Origin of the sequence: Stenotrophomonas maltophilia group sp. RY12688 (assembly GCF_052149045.1) — a bacterium.
In the GTDB taxonomy this organism is placed as follows: Bacteria; Pseudomonadota; Gammaproteobacteria; order Xanthomonadales; family Xanthomonadaceae; genus Stenotrophomonas; species Stenotrophomonas sepilia.
Window position 1 is genome coordinate 2,998,401 of record NZ_CP197389.1, and the last position, 24,343, is coordinate 3,022,743.

General features: G+C 65.0%; 15 protein-coding genes and 1 pseudogene. 7 read left to right on the forward strand and 9 right to left on the reverse strand.

Annotated features, from left to right (window positions below; all coding sequences use genetic code 11):
• Window positions 1-77: 77 nt before the first annotated feature.
• Entirely contained in the window at window positions 78-650 is a 573-nt protein-coding gene (gene dcd / locus ACS0OT_RS14155; protein ID WP_005418012.1) for a dCTP deaminase, read from the reverse strand.
• 78 nt (window positions 651-728) lie between these two features.
• A complete protein-coding gene (apbC, locus tag ACS0OT_RS14160) occupies window positions 729-1,583 on the reverse strand; it encodes an iron-sulfur cluster carrier protein ApbC (RefSeq protein ID WP_005418013.1) in 855 nt (284 codons plus the stop codon).
• 214 nt (window positions 1,584-1,797) lie between these two features.
• Here apbC and ACS0OT_RS14165 point away from each other — a divergent pair, with 214 nt between their 5' ends.
• The 7 genes from ACS0OT_RS14165 to ACS0OT_RS14195 all read left to right on the forward strand — a co-directional run bounded on the left by ACS0OT_RS14165 (window position 1,798) and on the right by ACS0OT_RS14195 (window position 18,624).
• Complete coding sequence (locus ACS0OT_RS14165; protein WP_442255866.1) at window positions 1,798-4,587, forward strand: TonB-dependent receptor domain-containing protein; 2,790 nt, start codon at window positions 1,798-1,800, stop codon at window positions 4,585-4,587.
• A 416-nt stretch (window positions 4,588-5,003) separates the two neighbouring features.
• Window positions 5,004-7,811, forward strand: a complete 2,808-nt coding sequence (locus ACS0OT_RS14170) for a TonB-dependent receptor domain-containing protein (RefSeq protein ID WP_065179173.1) — start codon at window positions 5,004-5,006, stop codon at window positions 7,809-7,811.
• Window positions 7,812-8,848: 1,037 nt separating this feature from the next.
• Complete coding sequence (locus ACS0OT_RS14175) at window positions 8,849-11,833, forward strand: TonB-dependent receptor domain-containing protein (RefSeq protein ID WP_139727434.1); 2,985 nt, start codon at window positions 8,849-8,851, stop codon at window positions 11,831-11,833.
• Between the two features lie 187 nt (window positions 11,834-12,020).
• Window positions 12,021-14,123, forward strand: a complete 2,103-nt coding sequence (locus tag ACS0OT_RS14180) for a M13 family metallopeptidase (protein WP_065185502.1) — start codon at window positions 12,021-12,023, stop codon at window positions 14,121-14,123.
• A 216-nt stretch (window positions 14,124-14,339) separates the two neighbouring features.
• Complete coding sequence (locus tag ACS0OT_RS14185) at window positions 14,340-16,349, forward strand: M13 family metallopeptidase (RefSeq protein WP_065185501.1); 2,010 nt, start codon at window positions 14,340-14,342, stop codon at window positions 16,347-16,349.
• Between the two features lie 123 nt (window positions 16,350-16,472).
• Window positions 16,473-16,967, forward strand: a complete 495-nt coding sequence (locus tag ACS0OT_RS14190; RefSeq protein WP_139727437.1) for a VOC family protein — start codon at window positions 16,473-16,475, stop codon at window positions 16,965-16,967.
• A 73-nt stretch (window positions 16,968-17,040) separates the two neighbouring features.
• Window positions 17,041-18,624 (forward strand): phytoene desaturase family protein, encoded by a 1,584-nt coding sequence (locus tag ACS0OT_RS14195; protein ID WP_442255867.1) that lies wholly within the window; start codon window positions 17,041-17,043, stop codon window positions 18,622-18,624.
• Between the two features lie 90 nt (window positions 18,625-18,714).
• Here ACS0OT_RS14195 and ACS0OT_RS14200 read toward each other — a convergent pair whose 3' ends face one another.
• The 7 genes and pseudogenes from ACS0OT_RS14200 to ACS0OT_RS14230 all read right to left on the reverse strand — a co-directional run bounded on the left by ACS0OT_RS14200 (window position 18,715) and on the right by ACS0OT_RS14230 (window position 24,269).
• Entirely contained in the window at window positions 18,715-19,389 is a 675-nt protein-coding gene (locus ACS0OT_RS14200) for a rhomboid family intramembrane serine protease (protein WP_065179176.1), read from the reverse strand.
• Between the two features lie 93 nt (window positions 19,390-19,482).
• The gene (locus tag ACS0OT_RS14205; protein WP_425604922.1) at window positions 19,483-19,911 is read right to left on the reverse strand and encodes an MGMT family protein; all 429 of its coding nucleotides are present in this window, start codon (window positions 19,909-19,911) and stop codon (window positions 19,483-19,485) included.
• Complete coding sequence (locus ACS0OT_RS14210; RefSeq protein ID WP_005418025.1) at window positions 19,818-20,738, reverse strand: DMT family transporter; 921 nt, start codon at window positions 20,736-20,738, stop codon at window positions 19,818-19,820. The genes ACS0OT_RS14205 and ACS0OT_RS14210 overlap by 94 nt, the downstream gene beginning before the upstream one ends.
• 161 nt (window positions 20,739-20,899) lie before the next feature.
• The gene (gene gorA / locus ACS0OT_RS14215; protein ID WP_065185499.1) at window positions 20,900-22,258 is read right to left on the reverse strand and encodes a glutathione-disulfide reductase; all 1,359 of its coding nucleotides are present in this window, start codon (window positions 22,256-22,258) and stop codon (window positions 20,900-20,902) included.
• Window positions 22,255-22,416, reverse strand: a pseudogene (locus ACS0OT_RS14220) (amino acid dehydrogenase); the annotation flags it as partial. The gene gorA and the pseudogene ACS0OT_RS14220, both read right to left, overlap by 4 nt.
• A 26-nt stretch (window positions 22,417-22,442) precedes the next feature.
• Entirely contained in the window at window positions 22,443-23,687 is a 1,245-nt protein-coding gene (locus ACS0OT_RS14225; RefSeq protein WP_065185498.1) for a DUF418 domain-containing protein, read from the reverse strand.
• Window positions 23,688-23,786: 99 nt separating this feature from the next.
• A complete protein-coding gene (locus ACS0OT_RS14230; protein WP_005418041.1) occupies window positions 23,787-24,269 on the reverse strand; it encodes an FKBP-type peptidyl-prolyl cis-trans isomerase in 483 nt (160 codons plus the stop codon).
• Window positions 24,270-24,343 lie beyond the last annotated feature (74 nt).

Consider the following 24,343-nt stretch of genomic DNA (forward strand, 5'->3'; position numbering starts at 1 on the left):
CATGTAGAGCCGGGCCATGCTCGGCTGCCCTGCCTTGAAGCCGAGCAGGGCTCGGCTCTACAAATCGCCTGCAATCTTCAGGTCCGCGGCAGGGTCACGCCGGTCTGGCCCTGGTACTTGCCGCCACGATCGCGGTACGACGTCTCGCAGATGTCATCGGCGGCCGCCTGGAAGAACAGCATCTGCGCCACGCCTTCGTTGGCGTAGATGCGCGCCGGCAGCGGCGTGGTGTTGCTGAATTCCAGGGTGACGTGGCCTTCCCATTCCGGCTCCAGCGGCGTCACGTTGACGATGATGCCGCAGCGCGCGTAGGTGCTCTTGCCCAGGCACACCACCAGGGTATCGCGCGGAATGCGGAAGTACTCCACGGTACGCGCCAGCGCGAAGCTGTTCGGCGGGATGATGCACTCATCGCCGACGATATCCACGAAGCTGCCCGGATCGAAGTGCTTGGGATCGACGATCGTCGAGTTGATGTTGGTGAACACCTTGAACTCGCGCGAGCAGCGCACGTCATAGCCATAGCTGGACGTGCCGTAGCTGACGATGCGCTGGCCGTTGGCCTGCTTGACCTGCCCGGCCTCGAACGGCTCGATCATGCCGTGCTGCTCGGACATGCGGCGGATCCAACGGTCACTCTTGATGCTCATGCTTTGTCCTGGGGGTACGAGGGGGCGCGAGGATTCTAGCAGGGGGCCGGCCTGCGCCGGCGGCCCCTGCCCCGGCACTTACAGCAGCGAGGACAGGATCGGGATCGAGGCCCGCGGGCGCTTGCCGACTTCCTCGATCAGGCGCTGCGCGGCATGGCGGTAGGCCTGGGCCGGTGCCGAATCCGGCTGGGCCACGGTGATCGGCGTGCCTGCATCGCCCTGCTCGCGGATGCCGATCTGCAGCGGCAGCGACCCCAGCAGCGGCACGCCGTACTGCGCGGCCATGCGCTCGCCGCCACCCTCGCCGAACAGGTGCTCGATGTGCCCGCAGCTGCTGCACGTGTGCACCGCCATGTTCTCGACGATGCCCAGCACCGGCACCTCGACCTTCTCGAACATCTTCAGCGCCTTCTTCGCATCCAGCGTGGCGATGTCCTGCGGCGTGGTGACGATCACTGCACCGGCCAGCGGAATCTTCTGGGTCAGGGTCAGCTGGATGTCACCCGTGCCGGGCGGCAGGTCGATCAGCAGGAAGTCCAGGTCGTCCCACAGGGTATCGTTGAACAGCTGGGTCATCGCCGAGGTGGCCATCGGGCCGCGCCAGATCATCGGGGTGTCTTCTTCGATCAGGTAGCCGATCGACATGGTGTCCACGCCGAACGCACGCAGCGGCTCGATGCTCTTGTTGTCCGGGCTTTCCGGGCGGCCGGACAGCCCCAGCATGGCCGGCACGCTGGGGCCGTAGATGTCGGCGTCGAGCACGCCCACCCGCGCACCGAGCTGCTGCAGCGCCACGGCCAGGTTCACCGAGGTGGTGGACTTGCCGACGCCGCCCTTGCCCGAACCGACCGCGATGACATTGCGGATGCGGGCATGCGGCGTAAGTCCCTTCTGGACTTGGCTGGCATGGGGACGGCGGGGAGAACTGTTCACAACGAGCACCGGCGGAGTCAGGGGGATAACCCAACATCATACAAGCTGGACGTAACCTGACTGAAATTCAGGATTGCGACGGATTCGTGCACAGATTGTTAAGTTCATGTTACGTTCGATCAGCACTGTTTTGAGCTGCGGAGCCCGCTGTTCCGGCCCGCGCGATGGCGCATGCGCAGTGCCGTTTTTGTTTTTTGCTCTCCATTGGAACTACATGAAACACGTCAGCAATACCGCACGTCGCAACACGCTCGCCGTCGCCCTGATTTCCGCTCTGATGGCCGCCGCCCCGGCAATGGCCCAGGACAAGGCGACCAACCTGGACAAGATCACCGTCACCGGTTCGCTGATCCCGCAGACCCAGGTCGAAACCCAGACCCCGGTGATGTCCATCACCGCCGAAGACATCCAGACCCGCGGCTTCAGCAGTGTGGCTGAAGTGCTGCAGCAGTCATCGCTGACCACCGGCGGCCTGCAGGGTGGCCAGACCTCGGGTGCGTTCACCCAGGGCGCCGAAGCCGCCGGCATGTTCGGCCTGAATCCGGGCTACACCAAGTACCTGATCAACGGCCGCCCGATGCTCTCGTATCCGGCGCTGTACAACGGCAGCGAGTCGTTCAACAACATCAGCGGCATTCCGATCGACATCGTCGAGCGCATCGAAGTCCTGCCGGGCGGCCAGTCGTCGCTGTACGGCTCGGACGCGATCGCCGGCGTGGTCAACATCATCCTGAAGGAACGCATGGACGGCGGCACGATGTCGATCCGTGGCGGCACCTACACCGAAGGTGGTGGCAGCAACATCCGCTTCAGCGCCGCCAAGGGCTTCAACGCGTTCGACGACCGCTTCCACGCCCTGGTCAACGTGCAGATCGAAAACGGCAGCCCGATCTGGGGCTACCAGCGTGACATCACCAAGCAGAACAACCCGGTCGGTTACACCGCGCAGCTGCCGTCGAACGACTTTGCTGTCATCGGCAACGCCGACAACAAGCTGTACATGATGGACCCGACCCGCTGCGCCAACGTGGCAGGCCTGTACGACGGCACCACCACCGTCGGCAAGCGTGCATCGGGCGAATCGTGCGGCTCGGTGTACAGCGCCGGCTACAAGACCCTGAAGAACGGCAAGAACAGCGGCCAGTTCTACTCGTCGATGACCTTCGACGTGAACGACAACTTCCAGCTGTTCGCCGACGTGCTGTACAGCAAGGAAAAGACCGAATTCACCTCCGGCTCCAGCGCCCTGTGGTGGGGCACCAAGTCGGTGATGGGCGGCTTCTACGACCAGGGCCTGGGCAAGGTCGTGAACCTGCAGCGCGCCTTCGCGCCGGAAGAAATCGGCCCGGGCCACTACAACAACATCCTGAACTCCGATGAGAGCCGTTCCTACCAGGTCACCCTGGGCGGCAAGGGCATGGTCGGCGACTGGGACTACAGCGCCAGCTTCACCCGCGGCGAATACCGTCTGGACCAGAACCGCTTCGCGCGCTGGAAGGACAAGATCGAAGGCTTCTTCGGCGACACCGTGCTGGGCCCGCGCCTGGGCACCACTGCTGATGGCTTCGGCATCTACAACCCGAACTACACCGCCTTCTACTCGCCGATCACCCCGGACCAGTTCGCCAGCTTCACCGGCTATGGCACCCACCGCAGCAAGACCTGGCAGAACCTGGGTCGCGTGCAGGTGACCAACGGTTCGGTGTTCTCCCTGCCGGGTGGCGACGCCGGCCTGGCCGTCGTGCTGGAAGGCGGCAGCGAGGGTTGGGATTACTCGCCCGACCAGGCCTTCGTCGATGGCAACGCGTGGGGCGCCAGCGCCGTGGCCGGTGCCGGCCACCGCAGCAACTACGCGGTGACCAGCGAACTGCGCATGCCGGTATTCGAGTCGCTGACCATCAGCGCCTCGGGCCGCTATGACGCCTTCAAGATCGCCGACAAGACCGTCGACAAGGCCACCTACAGCATCGGCCTGGAATACCGTCCGGTGGAAAGCCTGCTGCTGCGCGGCAAGTACGGCACCGCGTTCCGCGCGCCGACCCTGTCCGATGCCTTCCAGGGCATGAGCGGCTCGTTCGCCTCCGGCCAGAACGACTACTACCGCTGCAGCCAGATGGGTTACGCGCTGCGTGACGAAGCCTGCTCGTTCTACAAGACCACCTCGGTGTACAGCGAAAAGTCCGGCAACCCGGACCTGAAGCCGATCACCGCCGACGTGTGGAGCGCAGGCGTGGTGTGGGCCCCGGTGAGCAACTTCTCGCTGTCGGTCGACTACTACAACTGGAAGATCAAGAACGAGGTCAAGACCCTGAGCACCGACCAGCTGCTGCTGGCCGAGTACCAGTGCCACAACGGCCTGCCGAACAACACCTCGGCCAGCTGCCAGAACGTGACCGACTGGGTGACCCGCGACGCCGGTGGCAACCTGACCCGCGTGTACACCCCGAAGCTCAACGTGGCCAGCCAAAACCTGGAAGCGGTGACCGTCGGTGCCAAGTACCAGCAGGACCTGGGCCGCTTCGGTTCGCTGATGTTCTCCGGCAACTACACCAACATGCTCAAGCGTGAAGTGGTGGCCCTGCCGGGTGCGCAGAAGCTGGACCTGCTGAGCGATCCGTACAACATGTGGTACTACGACAACTTCGCCAAGGTACGCGGCGACGTGTCGGTGGGCTGGGCCATCTCCAAGTTCACCACCACCGTGTACGCGAACTACGTCGGCAGCACCCCGAACTACCTGGCCTACACCGGCCGCAGCTACGACTACGTCCACTCCTCCGGCGCCAAGGCCGGCAAGTGGGGCTCGTACACCACGTACAACATGAGCCTGAACTACCAGGCACAGGACGATCTGACCCTGTCGCTGATGGTCAACAACGTGTTCAACAAGCTGCCGGAAGGCCAGCGCTACAACTACCCGGGCAACGAATCGACCCCGTTCAACGACGGCTTCTACAGCGTCTACGGCCGTCAGATCTCGGCCCAGGTCAAGTACGACTTCTAATCCCGTCGTATCCCGGACCGCGTGTCTGGACCAGGCCCCGCTTCGGCGGGGCCTTTTTTTTGCACCACTGCGCCCCACCCTCCCGTCCGGCCTGTAGCAGAAAGTGTGATCCACAGCGCACAAACATCCAGGTTCCCGGCAGCGCTGATCCAAGGCAACGCATTGATCTACAGGGCATATCCGCAATGCCGACATGCTCCCTTGCACGCCGCCATCTTTTGAAACATGCCAAAACAAATCGCCTTATCCATTGATTCGTAAGCGTTTTTTCATTTCCCAACGGCGCATTGATGTGACAGGCCTGTGTTGGCAGCGTTAACGACGTGTTACGGTCGACCTGAATGGAGTCACACTGAACGAATTGTTAATGCGCAGGGAATGCGCCGCCAAGACATTGCTCACTACGGGGATCCACCATGTCTCGCCAACGTTCCACGCTCTCGCGCCACCCTTTGACCCTCGCCCTGCTCGGCACCCTCCTGGCCTCCGGCACCGCCCTGGCCCAGGACGGCAATGCGCCGACCCAGCTTGATCGTGTGACCGTCACCGGGTCGCTGATTCCGCAGACCGAGATCGAGAACCACACGCCCGTCCTGACCGTCACCGCCGAGGATATCCAGACCCGCGGTTTCACCAGCGTCGCCGATGTCCTGCAGCAGTCCTCGCTGTCCACGGGCGGCCTGCAGGGTGGCCAGACCTCCGCATCCTTCACCCAGGGCGCCGAAGCGGCGGGCATGTTCGGCCTCAGCCCGGGCTATACCAAGTACCTGATCAACGGCCGCCCGATGCTCTCGTATCCGGCGCTGTACAACGGCGGCGATACCTTCAACAACATCAGCGGCATCCCGATCGACATCGTCGAGCGCATCGAGATCCTGCCGGGTGGCCAGTCGTCGCTGTACGGCTCGGACGCGATCGCCGGCGTGGTCAACATCATCCTCAAGGAGCGCATGGATGGCGGTGTGCTCAATGTGCGCGGCGGTGCCTACAGCGAAGGTGGCGGCAACAGCTTCCGCTTCAGCGGCGCACGCGGTTTCAACTCCAAGGATGACCGCTTCCATGCACTGGTCAACGTGCAGTACGAGAAGACCAGCCCGATCTGGGGTTACCAGCGCGACCTGACCAAGGTCAACAACCCCGACGGTTACAGCCCGCAGTACGTCTCCAACGATTTCCTGGTGCTGCTGCCGGCCGCCAACAACCGCTACGCGATGATGGACCCGAACCGGTGCGCCAACGTGGCGGGCCAGTTCGACGGCACCACCGTGCTCGGTACCCGTCCGACCGGCCAGGCCTGCGGCTCGGTCTACGGCACCGGTTACAAGACCATCAAGAACGGCAAGGAAAGCGGGCAGATCTACAGCTCGGCCACCTTCGACGTGAACGACAATTTCCAGCTGTTCGGCGACGCGCTGTACAGCCTGGAGGAGGTCAAGTACGCCACCGGCTCCGGCTACACCTGGTGGGGCACCTCCTCGGGCTGGGGCCGCTTCTACGACCAGGCCAGCGGCCAGTACATGAACCTGCAGCGCGTGTTCGCGCCGGAGGACATCGGCGGCGGCGGTTACCGCGACATCATGAACACCGACCGCAACAAGGCCTACCAGGTCACCCTCGGCGGCCGCGGCACCGCAGGCAACTGGGACTACAGCCTCAGCTTCACCCGTGGCGAGTACAAGCTGACCGAGCGCAATTTCGTGCGCTGGAACGACCCGATCAACGACTACTTCGAGCAGCGCGTGCTGGGCCCGGTGCTGGGTACCACCAGCACCGGCTACAACATCTACAGCCCGAACTGGGAAGCGTTCTACGCACCGCTGCCCGCCGGTGACTTCCAGAGCTTCACCGGCTACAGCTACAGCGAAAGCCGCACCTGGCAGAACCTGGCCCGCGCCCAGGTCACCAATGGCTCGCTGTTCAAGCTGCCGGGTGGCGATGCTGGCTTCGCCGTGGTCCTGGAAGGCGGCAGTGAAGGCTGGGATTACACGCCCGACCCGGGCCTGATGGACGGCAGCGTGTGGGGGACCACCGCCGTATCCGGTGCCGGCCATCGCAGCAACTACGCGGTGACCACCGAACTGCGCATGCCGCTGCTGGAAACGCTGACCGTCACCGGCTCCGGCCGCTATGACGCCTTCAAGATCGGCAGCAACACCGTGGACAAGGCCACCTACAGCGTCGGCATCGAGTTCCGCCCGATCGAAAGCCTGTTGTTCCGTGGCAAGTACGGTACGGCGTTCCGCGCACCGACCCTGTCCGATGCCTTCCAGGGCCGCAGTGGTTACTACGCCAACGGCTCCACCGACTACTATCGCTGCGGCCAGCTGGGCTACGACCCGGCCAACACCACCGGCTGCCCGTACGACAGCGTCTCGGTGTTCGGCACCCGCTCGGGCAACCCCGACCTGGAGCCGATCACCGCCGACGTCTGGAATGCAGGCGTCGTGTGGGCACCGATCAACAACCTGTCGCTGTCGGTCGACTACTACAACTGGAAGATCAAGAACGAGGTCGATACGCTCAGCTCCGACCAGCTGCTGCTGGCCGAGTACTACTGCCGCAACGGCCAGTCCAACAACACCTCGGCCAGCTGCCAGAACGTCGATGACTGGATCACCCGTGATGCATCGGGCGTGCTCGACGAGATCTACACGCCGAAGATGAACGTCGCCCGCCAGAACCTGGAAGCACTGACCGCCAGCTTCAAGTACGTGCAGGACATCGGTCGCTTCGGTTCGCTGCAGTTCTCGGCCAACTACACCGACATGCTCAAGCGCAAGCTGCAGCCGCAGCCGGGTGACGAGTTCCTGGACCTGCTGCACGACCCGTATGCGATGTGGGTGTATGACTCGTACGCCAAGGTACGCGCGGACGGCTCGATCGGCTGGGCCAAGGACAACTGGACCACCACCCTGTATGCCAACTACATCGGCAAGACGCCGAACTACATGGCTTACGTGGGCAACGGCTATGACTACGTCCACAGCTCCGGCTACAAGGCAGGCAAGTGGGGTTCCTACACCACCTACAACCTGAGCGTGAACTACCGCGCGATGGAAAACCTGACCCTGTCGCTGATGGTCAACAACGTGTTCAACAAGATGCCGGACAACCAGCGCTACAGCTTCGCCGGCACCAGCGGCCAGCCGTACAACAACTACCTGTACAACGCCTACGGGCGCGCGATCTACGTGCAGGCCAAGTACGCGTTCGGCGTGAAGTAATCCCGCAACCGCAGCAACGGAAAAGCCCCGCCATGGCGGGGCTTTTTCGTGTCCGGCCTGAGCGGATGGAAGAACAGGCCCTGGTGGAACAGGGCCTGCCCATTCCCGGCCCCAGCGGAGCTGGCACTTGGGCTCATCGAACGCATCCACGCGCTCCACGAACGGCACAAGCGCGTTTGCCGCCTGACCACTATTCTTCGGCATGTAGCCGTAGAAACCGAGTGCAACTTGGCCGAATCGGCCCATACCCCGGTTGTAGAAACTTGTCGATCTCGGCCGACTGCTACAACTGCAAGATCGAGAACGAAGTTGATGCAGCCAGCATAGACCCGCTGCTGCTGGCCGAGTACTGCTGCCGCAACGACTTGCCGAAGAGCTCCTCATCCACCCGTCAGAACGTGGCCGACTGGGTCGTACGCGATTCGGCCAGCAACCTGAGCTCGCTGTGCCCCCCCCGAAGATGAGCCTGCCAGAACCTGCAGGCCCTTACCGTCGGCTTCACGTACTTGCAAGACATCGGCCGCTTCGGTTCGCTGCAGTTCTCGGACAACTACACCAACATGCTGAAGCATGAAGTGCAGGTGCAGCCGGGTGAGGACTTCCAGGACCTGCTGGGCAACCCGAAGTCGATTTGGAACTACGAAAGCTACGCAAAGGCAGTTCCGACACATCGACGGCCTAGTCGCCAGGCAAGGGGATCGCCACGCGGCAGGCCAATTACGGCAGCTTCCTCCGCCCCTCTGATGAACACCGCTCCTGGACGGATGATGAAACGCCTATTTGCGCAAAGTGGCCCATCTCACCACGTTCAGCTTCGCGTCATCAAGTTGTCGCCGGCAGATCACAATTGATATTAAACGATTGTATTTGTTGCACTTTCAGCCAACTCCGAAGTGCACCCAGGTACCATTTTGTGACATTTGTATGCATTTCTCGTTAAGGCCGTGTTAGGTTCCATGAACGACGCCCGTTATATGAACTTAGATGTAACGAACGGACGGAACAGCACGCTTCAATTCATTAGGGGACCCATAACGATGACGTACAACCGCCCACCTGGCCGTCACCCGCTCAGCAGCGCCCTGCTCGTCGGTCTGCTCGCCGTGGCCGCAGCACCTGCCTTCGCGCAGGAAGCCTCCTCCAACCCGATCGACCTCGATCGCGTCAGTGTGACCGGCTCGCGCATTGCGCGTACGGGCTTTGTGACCCCCTCGCCGGTCACGGCCATCACCGCCGAGGAGATTCGTGCCACCGGTGCGAACAACATCGGCGATCTGATGACGCGCCTGCCAGCACTGACACCGACCTACACGCTGGGCAACTCGACCCGCTTCATCGGCACCGCCGGCGTGGGTCTGATGGACCTGCGTGGCATGGGCACCTCGCGCACTCTCGTGCTGGTCAATGGCCGCCGCCACGTCGGCGCGACCTCGGGTTCCTCGGCCGTGGACGTCAACACCATCCCGGTGGAATGGATCGAGCGCGTGGAAGTGATCACCGGTGGTGCGTCGGCTGTGTACGGCGCCGACGCCGTGGCTGGCGTGGTCAACTTCATCATGAAGAAGTCCTTCGACGGCGCCGAAGTGCGCGGTCAGACCGGCATGGCCAGCGAAGGCGGCTTCAACCGCTCCTTCATCAGCGCCTCGGCCGGCACCGACTTCGCTGGTGGCCGCGGCAACGCCGCCGTCGCCCTTGAGTACAGCAAGCAGGACCGCTTCGTCCGCACCGACCGCGCCATCGGCAACGAGTTCCTGGTGTCGGTGCGCAACCCGAACTACGACAGCAGCAAGCCGTCCAGCGAAAGCAACCCGGAAACCGTGCTTGCAGGCCCGGGCGGCAACCACTCGATCTCCTTCGGCGGTACCTTCAACATTGGTACCTTCAACCCGAACAATCCGGCTACCTGGGGCAACCGCTATCAGTTCAACCCGGATGGCACCTTCCGCAAGCAGCGCTACGACGGCACCGTGGTCAGCGCAACCAGTTGCGTGAACTGTGATTTCGCCGACCTGAACTCGGTTGCCGACCTGCAGCCGAAGTTCGACCGCAAGAGCATCAACACGGTCGTCAACTTCGACCTGACCGACAACCACCGCCTGTACTTCGAGGGCAAGTACACCGAAACGGTGTCCGACTTCCTGGCACAGCCGTCGTTCGACCAGACCCTGCGCATCCAGCGCGATAACGCTTACGTGTCGCCGGAATTGCGTGCACTGATGACCAGCGCCGGCCTGAGCCAGCTAACCCTGAGCCGCTTCAACGTCGACGCCGGCCAGCGTGGTGAGCACGTGGAGCGCAACACCCAGCGCTTTGTGCTGGGCATGGAAGGCAACCTGACCGAGAACTGGACCTACGACGTTTACGGCAACTGGGGCCAGAGCGAAGTCAAGCGCTGGAACCTCAACAACCGTATCAACGAGCGTTGGCAGGCTGGCCTGGATACCGTGGTCAACCCGGCCACTGGCCAGATCGTCTGCCGCACCACGCTGAACCCGAACGCGACCAACCCCAACAACGGCAACCGCGTGTACTCGCAGTTCGCCCGCGAAGGCTGCGTGCCTTTCTCGGTGTTCGGCAACGGCGCGGTGACCCAAGCTGCACGTGACTGGATGAACGTCAATTCGTTCAACTACTCGCGCCTGCAGCAGTCGGTGTTCAGCGCATCGCTGGCCAACGGCTCGCTCTTCAGCCTGCCGGCCGGTGACGTCGGCGTGGCTGGTGGCGTTGAATACCGCCGCGAAAAGAGCCGCGAAATCACCGATCCGCTGGCCGCGCAGGGCCTGACCTTCCTCAACGCCATTCCCAACCGCATGGGCAAGTACGACGTGCGCGAGGCCTTCGTTGAAACCACCGTGCCGCTGCTGGCCGACATCCCGGGCATCTACAACCTGACCCTGGACGCCGCAGGCCGCTGGTCGGACTACAGCAGCATCGGCAAGACCACCACCTGGAAGGTGGGCCTGGACTGGACCATCATCCCGTCGCTGCGTGCCCGCGGCACCCTGTCGCAGGCGGTGCGCGCACCGAGCATCGGTGAGCTGTACAACCCGCAGAGCGAAAACTTCGCCACGGTCAACGACCCCTGCAACTACCTGGCCACCAACCCGAACCGCCCGAACACCGCGGCGGACCCGGCACTGCGCCAGGCCAACTGCTCGGCGCTGGGCGTGCCGGTCGGCTGGGTCGACACCTACACTGCCACCCGCCCGGGCGTCAGCGGCGGCAATCCGGACCTGAAGCCGGAACGCGCACGCAGCTTCACCTATGGCCTGGTCTGGCAGCCTGATTTCCTGCAGGGCTTCGGCATGTCCGTCGACTACTGGTGGATCAGCCTGAAGGACGCCATTGGTGCGGTGACCGCGCAGACCAATGCAACCCGTTGCGTGGATTCGCCGGGGGGGATCAACAACAGCTTCTGCGGCTTCATCGAACGCGCACCGGTGGGCGGCAAGACCGATGCTGGCGGCCGCACCTTCCCGGAATACTCGATCAGCCGCTGGGTTGCGCTGAACGAAAACCTCGCCCGCTCGCGTCGCGTCGGCGTCGATCTGGAAATGGACTACCGCTTCAAGCTGGCCGAGGGTGACACCGTCATCCGCCTGGTGGGCACCCGTCTGCTGCAGTCGCGCGAGTGGGCCTTCCAGGCCTTCCCGAACGAGTACGACGAGAACGTCACCTGGGTGACCGATCCGCGCTGGCGTGGCCAGCTGCAGACCAAGTACTCGCTGGGCCAGTGGCGCGCGTCGTGGGACATGACCTACGTCGGCCCGAACCTGCGTGTGCAGCCGAAGAGCTACCAGGCCAACCCGGGACAGACCAGCCCGATCCGCAACGGCTCGTACACGTACCACAACTTCCAGTTCGGCTACCGCTTCCCGGGTGACAAGATCGACGTCTACCTGGGCATCGACAATGCCTTCGACAAGGATCCGCCGGTGAACTACTTCGGCTCCGACGTCGGTTCGGCGATGTACGACAACATCGGCCGTTACATGTACATGGGCGCCACCTACAAGTTCTGATCCATCCAGAACCGCAACACCCGACAGACCCGGCTTTTGCCGGGTCTGCCTTTTCCGGGCCCGGCAAAAGCCCTTGCGCCCGACCATGACCTTCGACACCCTTGCAGGTCTGGCCGGCGGCGTATCGTTCGGCCCACGGTCGCACCTGCGGCCACTCCCTGACTCACTCGGCCCGGAGGCCATTCAAGTGACCCGTACTCCCAAGATCGTGCTGCTGACCCTGGCCGTTTCGGCCGCGCTGGTCGGCTGCGGCAAGACTGAAACCCCGGCCAAGGACGCCGCCGCCTCCGCCCCGGCCACCGCCGAAGCCACTACCTATAAGCTGGACGAGAGCAAGCTGCCGGCCTACAACGCCTTCCAGCCGAGCGACCTGGACACCACCAAGGACGCCTGCACCGCCTTTGGCGACTACGTCAACAGCAAGTGGCTGGCCGCCAATGAAATCCCGGGCGACCGCACCAGCTGGGGCGCGTTCACCATCCTCGACGAGCGCTCGGTGGCCGTGCAGCACCAGCTGGCCGAACAGGTCGCGCAGGTCAAGAACCCGAACCACATCGAGAAGATCGTCGGCGACCTGTGGGCGACCGGCATGGACGAAGCGAAGATCAACGCGCAGGGCATCGAGCCGCTGAAGGCCGACCTGGCGGCGATCGACGGCCTGCAGGACAAGGCGGCGATCGCCAACTACCTGCGCACCAGCGCCGCCAAGGGTGACAACGTCCTGTTCGGCTTCGGCGCCGAAGCGGACTTCAAGAACTCGACCATGAACATGGCCTACGCCAGCCAGGGCGGCCTGGGCCTGCCGGATACCACCTATTACACCGATGCCAAGAACGCCGACAAGCTGAAGGCCTACCAGGCGCACGTCGCCAAGGTGCTGGAGCTGTCCGGCGTCGCCGCGGCCGACGCGGCCAAGCAGGCCGAGGACGTGGTCAAGTTCGAAACCCGCCTGGCCAAGGCCTCCAAGTCGCGCGTCGAGCTGTCGCGCAACGTCGAGCTGTACTACAACCCGGTCACCCTGGCCGACGCCGACAAGCTGACCCCGAACTTCAGCTGGACCGAGTTCTTCAAGTCGCAGGGCGTGGCCGCACCGGAGAAGTTCTCGCTGGCCATGCCGGCTTTCCATGAGGAAGTGAGCAAGGCGCTGGGCGATACCGACCCGTCGGTGTGGCGCGCCTACCTGCGCTTCCACACCGTGGACAGTGCCTCGCCGTACCTGGCTGACGCCTTCGTGCAGGAGAACTACGAGTTCTACGGCAAGACCCTCAACGGCCAGAAGGAACAGAAGCCGCGCTGGAAGCGCGTGCTGGGCACCATCGAGAATGATGCCGGTGAAGCCTTCGGCCAGCTGTACGTGAAGGTTGCCTTCTCGCCGGAAGCCAAGGCGAAGATGGAAGAACTGGTGAAGAACCTGGCCGCCGCGCTGAAGGACCGCATCCAGGGCCTGAGCTGGATGAGCGAGGAAACCAAGGCCAAGGCCATCGCCAAGTGGGAGACCTTCACCCCGAAGATCGGTTACCCGGACAAGTGGCGCGACTGGTCGGGCCTGCAGACCCAGCGCGACAGCTTCCTGGGCAACGTGCGCGCGGCCAACGAGTTCAACTACAAGTTCAACCTGTCCAAGATCGGCAAGCCGGTGGACAAGACCGAGTGGGGCATGACCCCGCAGACCGTCAACGCCTACTACAACCCGCTGCAGAACGAGATCGTATTCCCGGCCGCCATCCTGCAGCCGCCGTTCTTCGATCCGAAGGCCGACGATGCGCTGAACTACGGCGGCATCGGTGCGGTGATCGGCCATGAAATGACCCACGGTTACGACGACCAGGGTGCACGCTTCGGGCCGACCGGCAACATGGAAGACTGGTGGACCCCGGCCGACAAGAAGAACTTCGAAGGCCTCACCGGCAAGCTGGTCAAGCAGTTCGACCAGTACAAGGTCGACGGCCAGGCGGTGAACGGCCACCTGACCCTGGGCGAGAACATCGCCGACCTGGGTGGCCTGGCCACCGCCTACGACGCCCTGCAGAAGGCCTCCGCCGGCAAGGAAGATGCAAAGGTCGATGGCTTTACCCGCGACCAGCGCTTCTTCTTCAACTGGGCCACCGTGTGGCGCACCAAGTACACCCCGGAAAACGCCAAGGTCCGCCTGGCCACCGACCCGCACGCCCCGGCGCAGTTCCGCGCCATGGGTGCGCCGTCGAACCTGCCGACCTTCGCCGCCGCGTTCCAGTGCAAGGCCGGTTCGCCGATGGCCCGCAGCGGCGAGCAGCAGGTGGTGATCTGGTAACCCACGGCTGACGTTGCGGCGTACCTGCAGAGGCCCGGGAATTCCCGGGCCTTTGTTGTTCACAGCGCCCGTCATCCACGCATGGCCCACGCCGTTGGTAGATGCCGACCTTGGTCGGCGCACGGCTCGGCGGAGCCACCGTGATGCGTGCATGCCGCGCCCATGCCCGGCTTGCTATAGTGCGCGCGCCCTCAATCCATCACGGATTCGTTCCACATGCCCAACTTCCGTCCGCTTGCCATCGCCCTGGGCATCAGCCTGGCGACTCTGGTCCCGACCCACGATGCGTTTGCCGCCGCCAAGAAGAAGGCCGCACGCGCCCCGGCCGTCAGCGCCCAGTGCAGCGACTTCTACGACGCCACCAATGCAGGCTGGCTGAAGGCCAACCCGGTGCCGCAGACCGGTGCCACTACCGCGCTCGGCCAGCTGGTCGACCGCAGCCGCCAGCAGCAGCGCGACCTGCTCGACGCCGCGATGAAGTCGCCGCAGGGCAATGTGCAGAAGCTGCTGGGTGACTTCTGGGCCAGTGGCCTTGACGAAGCCGCCGTGGAGGCGGACGGTTCCAATCCGATCGCCCCGCTGCTGACCCGCATCAACGCCATCAAGAAGGCCAAGGATGTGCCGGCGTCGATCGCCGCGCTGCACCAGGTGGGCATCCCGGTCGCCTTCAACTTCGGCCCCGACGTCGACCTGAAGGCACTGGACCGCCACATCGGTTACTTCATGCAGGGCGGCATGGGCCTGCCGGATCCTGCGTTCTATACCCGCACCGACGCCGACACCGTGGCGCTGATGGGCCGCTACCGCAACTACGTCAAGCAGATCCTGGCGCTGACCGGCACCCCGGCGGCCAAGCTGGATGCCGAATCACAGGCGGTGATCGCGCTGGAGACCGAGCTGGCGCGCAACGCGCAGTCGCTGGCCGGCATCAACAACCCGTTCAACAACTACGCGCCGATCTCCACCAAGGAGCTCAACAGCCGCTACCGCAATCTGCAGCTGGACGCTTTCCTGAAGGCACAGGGCGTGGATGACGACCTGGTCTCGCTGGCCGATCCGGGGCTGTTCAAGCAGCTCGATGGCATGGTCACCAAGCTCAAGCCGGACCAGTGGAAAGCCTACCTGCGCTGGCGCGTGGGCGATTCGATGGCGCCGTACCTGTCCAAGGCCTACCGCGACGCCGAGTTCGAATTCCGCGGCCGTGTGCTGCGTGGCCAGACCCTGCCGCCGCAGCGCTGGGAATCCGTGCTGGATGCAATCAATGTGGCCGCCGGCCCGATGGTCGGCCGCGAGTACGCCGCCCGCTACCTGTCGGCCGAAGATCGTCGCCAGGCCGCATGGATCGTCGACAAGGTGCGCGAAGTACAGATCGAGGCGGTAAAGAACAGCAGCTGGATGAGTGCCGAAGCCAAGACCGAAGCGCAGGCCAAGCTGGCTGCGCTGAAGATCGAGATCGGCACTCCACTGCGCGACCTGGACTACAGCGTGCAGCCGATGGGGCGCGGCTCGTTTGGTGGCAACATGCTGATTGCATCGACCTGGCGCCACCGCGAGGAAATGAAGCGCATCGGCAAGGGCAATGCCGACCGCCGCTGGGACGTGCTGCCGCAGCAGCCGTCGCTGGCCTACGACCTGGCGCAGAACCGCCTGATCGTCACCGCCGCGATCCTGCAGGGCCCGGTGTTCAACGCCAAGGCCGACGCCGCCGACAAGTTCGGCAGCTTCGGGGGCCTGGTCGGCCACGAGCTGACCCGTGCGATCGATGCCAAGGGCGCTCTGGTCGATGCCAAGGGTGAGCTGCGCAGCTGGTGGACCCCGGCCGACAAGACCGCCTGGACCCTGCTCGGCAATCGCGTGGCCGCGCAGTACAGCGCCTACGACTTCCCGGGCGTGAAGGGTGCCAAGGTCAACGGCACGCTCACCCAGGAAGAAAACCTGGCCGACATCGCCGGCCTGGAACTGGCATGGGCGGCGTATGCCGCGCAGGAGCCGAAGGCCAAGCAGGCACAGCAGCAGGGCTTCTTCCGCGCCTGGTCGACGCTGTGGGCACAGCAGCTGTCGCCGAACGAGGCCGCGCGCCGCCTGACTGCCGACATCCGCGCACCGGGCCTGTGGCGCAGCAACGGCACGCTGGCCAACCTGCCGGCGTTCGGTGCCACCTTCAGTTGCAAGGCCGGGCAGCCGATGCAGCGCAGCGAAGCCGACCAGATCAAGGTCTGGCGCTGAGCCCGCGGCCGCACTGTTAGTACAAAGGGCGCCTTCGGGCGCTCTTTTTTTGCGGGTGCAGCACGATCCCGGGTTAACACTGCGCGTGCTATCGCTGCGGCTTCGTCCAACGTGGAGCCGGACATGGCACACAAGAACACGATCTGTATCTGGTACGACAACGGCGCGCTCGAGGCCGCCACCTTCTATGCCAACACCTTTCCCGACAGCGCGGTGACCGCTGTCCACCACGCCCCGGGCGACTACCCGGACGGCAGGGAGGGCAACATACTGACCGTCGAATTCACGGTCTGCGGCATCCCCTGCGTCGGCCTCAACGGCGGCACCGCGTTCAAGCACAGCGAAGCCTTCTCCTTCCAGATCCAGACCGAGGACCAGGCCGAGACTGACCGCTTGTGGGACGCCATCGTCAGCAACGGCGGGCAGGAGAGCCAGTGCGGTTGGTGCAGGGACCGATGGGGCGTTTCCTGGCAGATCAGCCCACGCATGCTGATCGAAGCGGTGACCAGCCAGGACAAGGCACTGGCCAAGCGCGCCTTCAACGCGATGATGCCGATGAAGAAGATCGACATCGCCACCATCGAAGCGGCAATCAAAAAAGGGGACGGAGGGGATTAAGTCGTTTCTTCCCCCCTGTGCGCAGATGCGGATTGCGACTTAATTCCCTCCGTCCCCTTTTTCCGAGGTGCTGATGTCCTGGGATGCGATCATCATCGGTGGCGGCCACAACGGCCTGGTCTGCGCGGCCTATCTCGCACGCGCTGGCAAGAAGGTGCTGGTGCTGGAACGTCGTGGCGTTCTCGGCGGCGCGGCAGTCACCGAGGAATTCCACCCCGGGTTCCGCAACTCGGTGGCGTCCTACACGGTGTCATTGCTGCAGCCGAAGGTGATCGACGACCTGCAGCTGCATGCGCATGGGCTGCGCATCGTCAATCGCCCGGCCAACAACTTCCTGCCATTGCCGGACGGCCGCTACCTGCTGTCCGCACCGGGCCGCACCCAGGCCGAGGTCGCGAAGTTCTCCGAGCGGGATGCGCAGCGGCTACCCGAATACGAAGCGCGCCTGGAGATCTTCGCCGATGTGCTGCGCGCGTGGGCCCTGCGCACGCCACCGGATGCCGGCGTTGCGGGTGGTTGGCGCGCGTTGCCTGCGCTGTGGCAGATGGGTCGTCTTGGTCGTGAACTGGCCACGCTGGATGCCTCGCTGCGGCAGGAGCTGCTGGACCTGTTCACGCTGTCGGCAGCCGAGTATCTGAATCGCTGGTTCGAAAGCGAACCGATCAAGGCGCTGTTCGGCTTCGATGGCATCGTCGGCAACTACGCAAGCCCCTATACACCGGGCAGTGCCTACGTACTGCTGCACCACGTGTTCGGCCAGTGCAATGGCATGAAAGGTGCGTGGGGCCATGCGATCGGTGGCATGGGCGCGATCAGCCAGGCCATCGCCACTGCCGCGCGGGAGGCCGGGGCTGAGCTGCGCGTGGATGCCGGTGTGCAACGCCTGCTGATCGAGCAGGGTCGTGTCGTGGGCGTGGCGCTGGCCAACGGCGAAATCCTGCGCGCACGCGCGATGATCGCCAACGTCAATCCAAAGCTGCTGTACGAGCAGATGCTGGCACCGGAGCAGGTACCGGACGCAACGCGCGAACGCATGGCGAACTGGCGCTGCGGTTCGGGCACGTTCCGGATGAATGTCGCGCTGTCGCAGCTGCCGGACTTCCGCGCTCTGCCCGGTCCCGGCGATCACCTCAGCGCCGGGATCATCATGGCCCCCAGCCTGGATTACATGGACCGTGCCTGGCTGGATGCGCGTCGCAATGGCTGGTCACGCGAACCGATCGTGGAAATGCTCATTCCCAGCACGCTGGACGATTCGCTGGCGCCGCCCGGGCAGCATGTGGCCAGCCTGTTCTGCCAGCACGTGGCGCCCGTGCTGCCCGGTGGGCGTCACTGGGATGATCATCGTGAAACGGTGGCCGATCTGATGATCGCCACCGTTGAACGGTATGCGCCGGGTTTCGCTGGCAGCGTACTGGGCCGCCAGGTGCTGTCACCGCTGGATCTGGAGCGCACCTTCGGCTTGATCGGCGGCGACATCTTCCACGGAGCGCTCAGTGCCAACCAGTTGTTCTCGGCACGGCCGATGGTTGGCCAGGCTGGCTATCGTGGTGCCCTGCCCGGCCTGTATCTGTGCGGGTCGGGAACACATCCCGGGGGCGGCGTGACCGGCGCGCCAGGTCACAATGCGGCGCAGGTGGTGTTGCAGGATCTCTGAAGGCGTGCCACCCAAGGTTGGCACCTACCCGCGTGGGAGAAGGCGTGCCGACCAACGGTCGGCACCTACAGCGTCAAATGATCCTTCGGATCATTTGACGCTGCGCAGATGGTTCGGGCGCTTCGGTGGGCCGGGCGGTCGGCGCTTGTTGAACGGCGGCTGCCCTCGCCAGTAACGGATCAGCAACCAGCCGAACAGCATGCCGCCGAGGTGCGCGAAGTGGGCCACGCCCGGCTGCAAGCCGGTCATGCCCAGCACCAGTTCGCCCACGCCGAACAGGATCACGAAGGTACGCGCCTTCATCGGGATCGGCGGGAACAGCAGCATCACCCGCTGGTTCGGGAACAGCATGCCGTAGGCCAGCAGCAGGCCGAACACGCCGCCAGAGGCCCCCAGCACCGTGGCCGGGTTCTCCAGCAGCGTACCCACCAGCAGCTGGCAGACACCGGCACCGGCCACGCAGACCAGGTAATACAGCAGGAAGCGCTTTTCGCCCCAGGTCTGCTCCAGCGGCGCGCCGAACATGAAGACCGCCAGCATGTTGAAGAACAGATGCATGAAGCTGCCATGCAGGAAACCGTAAGTCAGCAGCTGCCAGGGCTGGAAGTTGCCGCCCGGCGAGAACGCATCGAAGCCTTGCTGCAGCGGTTGCAGCATGAACGGCTCGAAGGTCTGCATGCCGAGCAGGAACGGCTGCTGCAGCAGGAACAGGATCGCGTTGGCGATCAGCAGGGCCTTGGTGACGGTTGGCAGACGCGGGAACATGGGAGCACCGGCATGGAACGGCCTCCATCATAGCCGCAGCACCGCGCCTTGTTGGCGACCGGCAGGTCCGGCCTGTTCAGTCGCCAGCGATGCTCAGCCCGGGCCCCAAACGGCAGCATCCAGCGCAACCGCCGGATCGGTCGTGGGCATCCGCACCCGGCCGTTCTCAACCACCACGCCCTCGGCACGCAGCCGCTGCGACTGCTCGCGCCAGCCCGCCGACCCTTCTTCCATGGCGATGCGCCCATCCGAGCGCAGCACGCGGTGCCAGGGCAGGTCCGGGTCGTCGTTCTGGCCCAGGATGCGCGCGGTCAGGCGCGCACGCCCGGGCAGGCCCGCGCGCATCGCCACCTGGCCGTAGCCCATCACCTGCCCCGCCGGGATCGCGCGGATCACCGCCAGAATGCGCGCACGCGCCTGCTCCGGCGTCAGCGCCGCAGGCGGGTCACCAGCAGAACGCCGATCAGCACCAGCACGGTGCCGGCGATCTGTGCCGGCCCCATCGGTTCGTCGAGCAGCCATAGGCTCATCACGATGGTGGAAACAGGGCCCAGCATACCGACCTGCGCGGCCAGCGACGAACCCACGCGCTGCACCGCCAGCATGATCGCCAGCACCGGCAGCACCGTGCACACGGTGGCGTTGACCAGCGACAACCACTGTACCGGTGCCGGTGCCTGCCACAGCAGTGGCAGCGGATGGGTCACCGCGAAGTGCAGCAGCACCAGCACGCTGGCCACGCAGCTGGCGTAGGCGGTCAGCCGCACCGCGCCGATGCGTGCCACCACCTGCCCGCTGCCGAACAGGTACAGCGCGTAGCTGAGCGCACTGCCCAGCACCAGCAGGCTGCCGACGATGATCTGCCCACCTTCGCGCTGCAGATCGTGACCAAAGGCCAGCAGCACGCCCAGATAGCTCAGCACCAGCGCGCCGATCTGCCAGCGGCCCGGCCGCTGCCGTGCCAGCAGCACGTTGATCAGCAGCACCAGGGTCGGGTTCAAGTAAAGAATCAGCCGCTCCAGGGTCACGCTGATGTACTGCAGGCCCTGGAAATCGAGCAGGCTGGACAGGTAGTAGCCGGTGAAGCCCAGCCACAGCACGCGGGCGCGGTCGGCCCAGGACAGCGGCTCTGCCCGGCGCGCAGCCCACAGTGCCATCAGCACGAACAGCGGCAGCGCCATCAGCATGCGCAGGGCGAGCAGCGAGGTGGCATCGACGCCATGACGCAGGCCGAGCTTGACAATGATGGCCTTGCCGGAGGCGGCGATGGCGCCGATCGCGGCCAGGCCGATACCCCCCAGCGCGATGCGGGGGGAAGCCGTAGCGATGCGGGAAGCGGGAGTGGACATCAGGACGACGGCGGGCCGCGCAGAGCGGCCCGGTAAGACGTGGGGGCGTCCATTGTCGCATGGGGGCGCCTGCTGTCCTGTAGCGTCGAGCCCGCGCCCGACTCCGCCAAGGCGGGGCGAAAAGCAGCCGAGCATAGGCTCGGCGCTACAACCGCCCCAGGTCAGCGCATCAGCACCACTTCCTCGGCCGAGGTCGGGTGGATCGCCACGGTGTCGTCGAACTGGGCCTTGGTCGCGCCCATCTTCACCGCCACCGCGAAGCCCTGCAGGATCTCGTCGGCCGCTTCGCCCAGCAGGTGGATACCCACCACGCGCTCCTCCGGGCCCGCGCAGACCATCTTGAACAGGCTGCGCTGGGTGCCGTTGGCCAGCGCCTGCAGCATCGGGCGGAAACGGCTGTGGTAAACGCTCACCTGGTCAAAACGCGCGCGCGCTTCCTCTTCGCTCATGCCCACTGCACCCAGCGGCGGATGCGAGAACACCACGCTGGCCACGTTCTCGTAATCCATCTTCGATTGCGGACGTCCACCGAACAGGCGGTCCATCAGCCGCCGTGAAGCGGCCACCGCCACCGGGGTCAGGCCGACCTTGCCAGCGATGTCGCCGACCGCGTGCACGCTCGGCACAGAGGTGGTCTGCCATTCGTCCACCTCCACCTGCTGGTGCTCGCCGATGCCGATGCCCAGCTCTTCCAGGCCCAGGTCGCGACTGTTGCCACGGCGGCCGGTGGCGAAGAACACTGCATCGAACACGCTGTCGAGCGGGCCATCATGACCGAACGCACGGACGCGTTCGCCATCGCGCTGCAGTTCGCGCAGGCGATAGCCGAAATGGATGCGCACGCCCTGCTGCTTCAGGTTCTCGGCCAGCTGATCGGTCAGCTCGTAATCGAAGCGATCCAGCAGCCGCTGGCCGCGCACCAGCAGGCTGACCTTGCTGCCCAGTGCCTGCAGCAGGCCGGCCAGCTCCACCGCGATGTAACCGCCACCGATGATCGCCACCTCGGCCGGTGCCGCACGCAGATCGAAGAAGTCATCGGAAACCAGGCCCAGTTCAGCGCCGGGAATATCCGGGCGCAGCGGATGCGCGCCGGTGGCGATCAGGATGTGCTCGGCGCTGTAATGCACGCCGTCACTGCAGGCCACGGTATGCGCATCGAGCAGACGGCCGCGCGCAGGGATGCGCACCACGCCGGTTTCATCCAGGCGCTTGCGGTAGCTGGTGTGGATGTTGGTGATGTAGGCCTGGCGATGGATCACCAGCTCCTTCCACGACAGCGCCGGGCGTGCCTCGACATCGAAGCCCATCGCATTGGCCAGGCCGATGCGCTCGTGCAGGTCGGCCGCCAGCCACATCGCCTTCTTCGGCACGCAACCAACGTTGACACAGGTTCCGCCCAGTTCGCCCGGTTCCAGCATCGCCACGCGCTTGCCATGCTGTGCTGCGCGGATGGCGCCGGCCAGGCCGGCGGAGCCGCCGCCAAGGACGATCAGGTCGTAATCATAAGGTGCAGTGCTCATCGGAATCGCTCGGGTCGGTAAGGGGCAGGATCGATCGCTGGCGTGCGGCCGCAGACGAGATCGGCGATCAGCTGGCCGGTGCCGGCGCTCATGCTGATGCCGAGCATGCCATGCCCCGCTGCAAGCCAGACGTGAGGATGCGCGGGCGCGCGGCCGATCGGCACAGCGCATGCGTGCCCATCGCTCACCCCTGCTCCGTCCCGCGCCGCATCGATGGCCACTGCCGATAGGTCATCGCACGCCATATCCACTCGATCGGGCCGAAGCGGAAATGGCGCAGCCACAGGTGCGAGAAGACCACCTGCGCGGCAAACAGCAGCAGTGCGAACAACAGCTGCACGCTGCGCGGCATCGTCTCGAACCTGCCCAGGCCATACTGGTAGAAGGTCCAGGTACACAGCAGCGACTGGCCAAGATAGTGGGTCAGCGCCATGCGCCCGACCGGTGCCAGCCAGGCCAACCGCGCACGCCAATGCACGATCCACGCGAGGTAACCCAGGCACATCGGCAGGCCACCGATCGTCACCAGCGCCATCGCCGCCGTCGCCGGCAGGCCGTAGGCACCCGGCGCCAGATAGGGCTTCCAGGCAACACCCAGCAGCGTGACCACAAGGCCCAGCGGCAGTGCCCCCCAACGCAGCACCGCGTACAGCCGCGGAAAGCGCTCCGGCGTCGCCAACGCGCCGCTGCCGGCGAACCAGCTGCCGATCAGGAACATGCCCAGCACTTCCGGGCCGGTGATCAGCAGCGCGCCCATCGAGGTGCCGAACTCGCTCAGGCGCTGCACAGTGGCCTGCGCCCAGCTGCCCTGCCCGTACACCTGCCGCTGCAGGTCGATGCTCTGCTGCGCCTCGGCAAGCATGCCCCGCACCTCTTCGGTCGAAGCCATCGACACCATCGCGCCCACCAGCAGCATCAGCGCAACGCCCCCCAGATAGACGGTCACGCCCATCCACGGCAGCCAGCTGCGCGGCGCCTCCCGGCAGGCCAGCAACGGCAACGAGACCAACGCGTACATCACAAGGATGTCGCCGGACCAGACCAGCAGCGCGTGGCACAGGCCGATCAGCAGCAAGCCAGCGCTGCGGCGCAGATAGAACGGGGTGAAGTCGCGCCCGGCGGCCTCAGCGCGCTGCGCCATCACCGCGAAGCCGGCGCCGAACAGCAGCGAGAACAGGGTGAAGAACTTGCCCTGCACGAGCACGTATACAAAGGCATCGGCCCAGTAGTCGATGCCCTGCCAATGCACGTCGATGCCGGTGAAGGCCAGGTCCAGCGGTCCGCTGAAGGCCTCGATGTTCATCAGCAGGATGCCCAGCAGCGCGGCACCGCGCAGCACGTCCAGCACGGCGATGCGTTCGCCGGAAGCGACCGGCTGCAGGGAAGGAGAAGCGGCGTTCACGGGGCGTCCGTCAGGCAGGTCCGCCATTATGCCGCCGGCCCGTACGCCATGGATGGCCGCGCCGTGTTCCAGAAACGCAACGGCCCGCCGAAGCGGGCCGCTGCATCCATCACGATCGCGCTGCGATCAGTGCTGGTGACCACCGTCGCCGTGGACGTGGCCGTGGTCGATCTCTTCCTTGCCGGCTTCGCGCACGTCGACGATCTCGACGTCGAAGTGCAGGTCCTTGCCAGCCATCGGGTGGTTCAGGTCGACGTCGACGACGCTCATGCCGACCTTCTGCACGGTCACCGCACGCGGGCCGAAGTTGGTCTGCAGCACGACCTGCTGGCCCGGGGCCAGCTTGGTGTTGCCGAAGTGCTTCTTCGGCACGCGCTGGGACAGGCCTTCACGACGCTCGCCGTAGGCATCGGCCGCCTTGACGTCGACGTTGAAGGTCGCGCCGGCTTCCTTGTCCATCATGGCGTTTTCCAGGCCCGGGATGATGTTGCCGTGGCCGATCAGGATCGCCAGCGGCTCGCCGCGGTCCTTGGACGACTCGATCGGCTCCTGGCCGACTTCGGAAACGGTGTAGTGGAAGCGGACAACGCGGTCTTTTTCGATCTTCATGCGCAACTCTGTCTGGATCTGCCGGAGGCAGGCGGGTTGGGGCGGGTTGTCGCCCGGCGGGGACGCCGCCATCA

Bases quoted from the DNA above. Each gene is read 5' to 3' on its own strand.
- dcd (WP_005418012.1), bottom strand. From the start codon at position 650: ATGAGCATCAAGAGTGACCGTTGGATCCGCCGCATGTCCGAGCAGCAC.
- ACS0OT_RS14165 (WP_442255866.1), top strand. From the start codon at position 1,798: ATGAAACACGTCAGCAATACCGCACGTCGCAACACGCTCGCCGTCGCC.
- ACS0OT_RS14170 (WP_065179173.1), top strand. From the start codon at position 5,004: ATGTCTCGCCAACGTTCCACGCTCTCGCGCCACCCTTTGACCCTCGCC.
- ACS0OT_RS14175 (WP_139727434.1), top strand. From the start codon at position 8,849: ATGACGTACAACCGCCCACCTGGCCGTCACCCGCTCAGCAGCGCCCTG.
- ACS0OT_RS14185 (WP_065185501.1), top strand. From the start codon at position 14,340: ATGCCCAACTTCCGTCCGCTTGCCATCGCCCTGGGCATCAGCCTGGCG.
- ACS0OT_RS14190 (WP_139727437.1), top strand. From the start codon at position 16,473: ATGGCACACAAGAACACGATCTGTATCTGGTACGACAACGGCGCGCTC.
- ACS0OT_RS14195 (WP_442255867.1), top strand. From the start codon at position 17,041: ATGTCCTGGGATGCGATCATCATCGGTGGCGGCCACAACGGCCTGGTC.
- ACS0OT_RS14200 (WP_065179176.1), bottom strand. From the start codon at position 19,389: ATGTTCCCGCGTCTGCCAACCGTCACCAAGGCCCTGCTGATCGCCAAC.
- ACS0OT_RS14205 (WP_425604922.1), bottom strand. From the start codon at position 19,911: ATGGCTGCTCGACGAACCGATGGGGCCGGCACAGATCGCCGGCACCGT.
- ACS0OT_RS14210 (WP_005418025.1), bottom strand. From the start codon at position 20,738: ATGTCCACTCCCGCTTCCCGCATCGCTACGGCTTCCCCCCGCATCGCG.
- gorA (WP_065185499.1), bottom strand. From the start codon at position 22,258: ATGAGCACTGCACCTTATGATTACGACCTGATCGTCCTTGGCGGCGGC.
- ACS0OT_RS14225 (WP_065185498.1), bottom strand. From the start codon at position 23,687: ATGGCGGACCTGCCTGACGGACGCCCCGTGAACGCCGCTTCTCCTTCC.
- ACS0OT_RS14230 (WP_005418041.1), bottom strand. From the start codon at position 24,269: ATGAAGATCGAAAAAGACCGCGTTGTCCGCTTCCACTACACCGTTTCC.